The sequence below is a fragment of the Allobosea sp. CER48 genome (genome assembly GCF_044752385.1).
Lineage (GTDB): Bacteria > Pseudomonadota > Alphaproteobacteria > Rhizobiales > Beijerinckiaceae > Allobosea.
In genome coordinates this window covers 1-3,849 of sequence record NZ_JBIWYK010000313.1, presented here as the reverse complement: position 1 = coordinate 3,849, position 3,849 = coordinate 1, and the positions used below count along the sequence as shown (strand labels likewise).

Sequence of the window (3,849 nt, the reverse complement as noted above, 5' to 3'; positions counted from 1 at the left end):
CAGCGGCATGCCGCCGCTCGCCAGCGTGACGGCGAAGCCATCCCGCGCCAGGGCCCGCGCCAGATTGGCAGCGCGGACCAGATGTCCCGAACCGAGCAAATGCGTCACCGCGATCAGGACGGTCGCACTCATGCCACATCCTCGCTGGAAGCCAGCAGCCGTGCGGCGATCTCGTCGAGACCGGCGGCGGCCGAGAAGGAGCCGGTCAGCCGCGCGAGCGCCCGGTAACCCAGCTGGCCGCGTTGCTGCGGCGAGCACGCGAGCTCCGCCAGCGCGGCCGCAAGGCCCTCGATGTCGCCCGGCCGGACCAAAAGCCCTTCGACGCCGGGCCGCACGAACTCCGGAATCCCGGCAAAGTCCGTCGCGACGATCGGCAACGCCTGGCTCGCGGCCTCCATGACGACGTTCGGCAAGCCGTCGCGGTCGCCGTCGCCCGCCTGTTTCGAGGGCAGGACAAAGAGATCGGCGGCCCGCAGGGCAGCGATGACCTCGTCCTGCGGCTTCGGTCCCGCCCAGACGATCCTGTCGCCCAGACCGAGGGTGAGCGCCTTCTCCTGCAGGGCCTTCAGCATCTCGCCGCCGCCGATATGCGTCAGCTGCCAGTGCAGTTCGCCGTCCAGCTGGGCCAGAGCCGCGAGCAGATCGTCGAAGCCCTTCTTCGCCACGGCACGCCCGATCGTGACGAAGCGCACGGGGTCGGCCGGGTCGGAGCCGTCGCGGACCGACCGGGGAACCGGCGGCGGAAAGCGGGCCAGATCGAGCCCGTGATAGACCAGCGAGACCTTGTCCGGCCGGTCGGAGAGCCGCCCGAGCTCGCGGAACCCGTCCTGCGTGCAGGTGACGCCCCAGGCGGCATCGGCGATCTTTTCGCGCTTCTCCCAATCGGCCGTCGTCCAGATGTCCTTGGCATGCGCCGAGAAGGACCAGCTCAGGCCGCGCAGCAAGGCCGCATAGCGGATGACCGAGGCCGGGGTGTGCAGATAATGGACATGCAGGTGCCGGATATCGGCGGGCAGCTCATGCGCCATGACGCAGGCCTGCCCGAAACGACGCAGGCGGTTGCGCGTCCTGTCCCGGGCGAAATCGCGCAGGAACAGCGCGAGGAGCTTCCGGAAACCCGGCTGCCGCAGGGCGCCCAGAACACCCCGCGCCACGCGTCGCGGATCGTCGTGCAGATACTCGGGCAGGTATCGTACCGGGGCCGTGATCTGATGGTGCATCAGATGCTTGGCACCGTCGGTCGGATGACGCAGCGACCAGATCTCGAAGCCAAGCCCGCGCTGCTGCAGCCCGAGCAGCTCCTGCGCGATGAACGTTTCCGACAGCCGCGGATAACCCTTCATCGCCACCGCGATACGCGGCGCCGTACCTGTCGTCATCGCCGGCCGATCAGCATGAAGCGCGTATAGTTCTTCGTCGGCCGCGCGCCGGCGAACCAGACGTCCGACAGCCCCGCTTGCTCGCGGAACGCCTCCAGCGAGGGCACGCAGCTGCTATGGTCGGGTTCGCGGTAGTAGTCGTTGGACTGCAATACCAGCGGCAGGCCGGCGGGCAGGCTGGCGATCCAGCCGGGAACGTCGGCAAGATGCTCGCAACTCGTGTTGACGACGAGGCCCGGCACCGGCGACTGCGCCGCGAAATCGAGCGCCATCATGTCTGCCGTCAAGGTCCGGAAGCGCCCTGAGGCGACATGACGATGGTTGAGGATCTCCGCTATCGGCGCGCAGGTCTCGTCGACATCGAGGCTCACGACTTCCGAGATCGCCAGGCGCGGATCGTCCAGGAGCATCGCGCCGAGCACGCCATACCAGGCGCCGAGAATCCAGACGGGGCCGGCGGGCTTCGGACAGGCCTCCGCCAGCACCTCGACGAGCCATTGCTTGGAAGCGATCTGCTTGTGGTTGCAGGCGATCGAGAGGTCCGGCGGCGCGCCCTTGCCGTAGAGACGCGCGAGATCGGCGACGATGCGGTTGCCGGATAGCGCCGCCATGCCGCGCAGCAGGTCGTGGAAGGCCTCGCGAGGCGGTTCGGGCTTCATGTCTCGGTCGCTGTGGTCGAAAAGCTGGCGGACCATAGGCAGGGGCCGGCGCAAAGGCTAGCCTCTCGCCGCCTACCCGTCGCGACGCGCTTCCTCCGGGTCGGATGGCGCCGTGTCCGTCGCCTCGGCCTGCGCCTCTCCGGACGCGGCCACCGCCGCCATCGCGGCATCCTCCCGCTTGCGGCGCGCCAGTTCAGGCGCGCTGGAGAAGCCATAGGCGGTCAGCGGCTTCTCGCGCCCCTTGATCGCGATCTTGAGCGCCGCGGTGCCGGCATAGCTGCGCCCGGTCGTGCGAATCGTGTCCTCGGAAACAACGACATCGGCCAGCACGCGTCGCGTCGCCGATTCGAGCTGGCTCGCGATCATCACGGTCTCGCCGACGGTGATCTCGCGCCGCCCGAGATTGTCGTTCTCGACCGCCCCGGTGATCGCGTCGCCGGTGTGAATGCCGATGCCGATCCTGAGCGGCAACGGCAGCGCGGCGCCGAACTCGCGGTTCAGAGCCTCGACGGCGCGCACGATATCCGCCGCTGCGGCGATCGCGGCCTGTGCGCCGCGTGCCTGCGAGCCCTCCAGGCCGAACACGGCCATGAAGCCGTCACCGTAGAAGGCGTCGATGCGCCCGTCATGGGCCGTGATCGCCTGGCTCATCTCGTCGAAGAAGCGGTTGAGCAGCCCGATCAGCTCACGCGGCAACTGCCGTTCGGACAATGCCGAGAAAGCGCGGAGGTCGGCGACGACCACAGTCAGGCCACGCTTGTTGATGGCGTCGTCAGGCTCCAGGGTCCGCGCTCCGGCGGCATTCAGGCGCGAGGCGAGCAGGATCTGCACCTGCAGGTCGTCGTGCGGCCTGATCTGGCAGGCCAGCCGGACGCCCTCCGGCGCCGAGATGCGGCGCAGCAGCCGGGCCTCGTTGGGGCCCGGGGACGACAATTTGTCGTTGCCGTCCATCACCAGCACGCGGCAGGTCGCGCAGCGCGCCCGCCCGCCGCAGAGCGCCGCATGCGGGATGCCGAAGCGCCGGAACATCTCCAGCACAGTCGGCCCCGGCGCCAGGCGGCGCGTGCCATGCCCGACGAACCGCACGGTGATCTGGCGCCGCGTCCGGACCCGGACCTCCCGGATGCCGACGAAGAGCACGAAGGCGCCGACCAGCCCGTAGAAGGCGCCCTTGGCCCACATCACGTCCCGATCGAACATCGCGCGCTGCGCATCAGTGACGAACTCGGCAGGAAGCCCCATCCGCTCGGCCTCCCGCGCGGCGACCGTGAAGCCGATCAGGGCCAGGACCGGGATGAGGATCGAGGCGAGCAGGAACGGGTCGCGCCAGTGGCGATAGCCGTCGCGGGATCGCAGCATGAAATGGATGCCGAGCATGCCATGCGTCCAGACGAGCAGGAGCAGCAACGACTGCAGCAACGCGCGGTCCGGCCACAGCCTCCGCAACACCGCTCGATAGGTCTCGTCGACGCCGAAATAGTGCCCCATGATGCGCGTGCTGACGATATGGTCGACGAGCAGGAGCGGGATGGCGAGCCCGAGCGCGATCTGCAGCATCTCGCGCAGCGGCATCTTGAAGGTGCGCCGCTGCACCACGCGCAGCAGCGCGAAGATCGGATGGATGACGAGGGCGCTGTAAAGCAGGATAGTCCCGACGCGGGAATGCCAGACATTGTAGCGCCAGTCCTGCACGCGCTCCATCGCCTCGACCCCGAAGATGCCGACGGCATGGTTCAGGAAATGCGTCGTGGCGAAGGCGAGCAGGATAAGGCCGGAAACCAGGCGGATGTCCCGGCTCCAGGACGAGACAT

General features: G+C 68.7%; 3 protein-coding genes. All 3 read right to left on the bottom strand.

The window, feature by feature from the left end:
- Positions 1-128: 128 nt before the first annotated feature.
- Positions 129-1,379 (bottom strand): glycosyltransferase, encoded by a 1,251-nt coding sequence (locus ACIPIA_RS11925; protein ID WP_400509744.1) that lies wholly within the window; start codon positions 1,377-1,379, stop codon positions 129-131.
- Positions 1,376-2,038: a class I SAM-dependent methyltransferase gene (locus tag ACIPIA_RS11920; RefSeq protein WP_400509742.1), complete on the bottom strand. Its 663-nt coding sequence runs from the start codon at positions 2,036-2,038 to the stop codon at positions 1,376-1,378. The genes ACIPIA_RS11925 and ACIPIA_RS11920 overlap by 4 nt, the downstream gene beginning before the upstream one ends.
- A 72-nt stretch (positions 2,039-2,110) precedes the next feature.
- A partial coding sequence (locus ACIPIA_RS11915) for an adenylate/guanylate cyclase domain-containing protein (protein WP_400509740.1) occupies positions 2,111-3,849 on the bottom strand: 1,739 nt, incomplete at its 5' end.